1 protein-coding gene is annotated in these 1545 nt (G+C 76.8%); it reads right to left on the bottom strand.

The window, feature by feature from the left end; genetic code table 11:
• Nucleotides 1-405: 405 nt before the first annotated feature.
• Nucleotides 406-1545: glycoside hydrolase family 38 C-terminal domain-containing protein (locus tag ABD317_RS36775; RefSeq protein ID WP_344296395.1), on the bottom strand; the 1140-nt coding region annotated here is incomplete at its 5' end.

Genomic DNA, 1545 nt, shown 5'->3' with positions numbered 1-1545 from the left:
TGGCTCACAGAACGACATGGCTACGATCCGACTTGCTTCGGCGCGCCCGGCTCGGCGCCCCCGCCCGCCGCACCGCCCGGCTTCGGCGCGCTCGTGCCGTCGCCCGACCCCGGTGAGCCGGTGCCGTTCGTGTTCCGGGCGTCCGAGGGGCGGCCGGGCGACGTGCTGCTGCTGTGCAGCCCCGGGTTCGCGGAGCCGCTGCGCGGGGCGCCCGGGCTGGCGGATGCGCTGGCGGAGCGGTGGCGCGGCGAGGAGACGCCGCCGGGGCTCGCCGCGTTCCTCGGGGACGTCCAGCTGCGCGCCAAGGGCTTCGCCGACGACCGTACGGCGGCGGCCCTCTGGGAGAGCTGACCTGCGGGGGAGCGGGGAGCAGAGGGGCCCGGCGGCGCCGGGCCCCGCCCGGGCTCACCGCGCGGGCCGCATCCGCAGCGTCAGGATCTGGAACGGGCGCAGCCGCACGGCCACGCCGCCGTCCCCGTCCCGGGCGGCGTCCGAGCCCTCCGCCAGCGGGCGCTCCAGCAGATCCGTCACCTGCACGTCAGCCACCCCGAACGACGTCGTCAGGGTCCCCGACGCCCGCCCCCCGCGAGACTCGTACAGCCGGACCACCACGTCCCCGCTGCGGTCCTCCGCCGCCTTCACCGACTCCACGGTGATCGCCGGGTCGCTCACCGAGACCAGCGGTTCCCGCGCCGCCGTACGCGCCGTGCGCAGCGGCAGGTTCAGCGCGAGGCCCTGCGCCACCGCCGCGCCGACGTCCGCGCCCGGCAGCAGCGCGTACCGGTACCGGTGCACGCCGAGGTCCGTCTCCGGGTCCGGGAACCGCGGCGCCCGCAGGATCGTCAGCCGGACCGTGGTGCCCAGCCCCGCCTCGTGCGCCTCCCGCGTCACGTCGTGGCCGTACGTGGCGTCGTTGAGCAGCGCCACGCCGTACCCCGGCTCGCCCACGTGCAGCCAGCGGTGCGCGCAGATCTCGAACCTGGCCGCGTCCCAGCTGGTGTTCGCGTGCGTCGGCCGGTGCACGTGCCCGAACTGGATCTCGGACGTGGACCGTTCCGCGTGCACGTCCAGCGGGAACGCGGCCTTGAGCACCTTCTCCTCCTCCCGCCAGTCGACCTCGGTGGTGAAGTCCACCCGGCCGCTGTCCGCCGCGAGGACGATGTCCTGCACGATCCGCGACCGGCCCACCGTCCGCACCACCCGCACCGCCGCGCGCAGCGGCCCCCGCTCGGTGACCGTCACCGAGTCGGCCTCCACCAGGTCGGTGCGGGTGCGCCGGTAGAACTTGTCGATGTCCCAGGCGTCCCACTGGTTGGGGTGGTCGGGGTGGAGCTGCAGCAGGTTGGCCCGGGCGCCCGGCGCCAGCACCTCGCGGCCGGCGGTCAGGTCCCGTACGGAGGTCAGCAGCCCGTCGCCGTCGACGACGACGCGCAGCAGCCCGTTGTCGAGGACCACGTCGCCGCCCGCGGCCACCGCCGACACGGCGGCGCGGGCCGCCGAGCCCGCCGCTCCCGCGCCGAGCGCCGGCGCGCTCGCCCGCGCCAG

It is taken from the genome of Streptomyces synnematoformans (assembly GCF_039531005.1).
In the GTDB taxonomy this organism is placed as follows: Bacteria; Actinomycetota; Actinomycetes; order Streptomycetales; family Streptomycetaceae; genus Streptomyces; species Streptomyces synnematoformans.
This window is presented reverse-complemented; position numbering and strand designations above follow the sequence as displayed.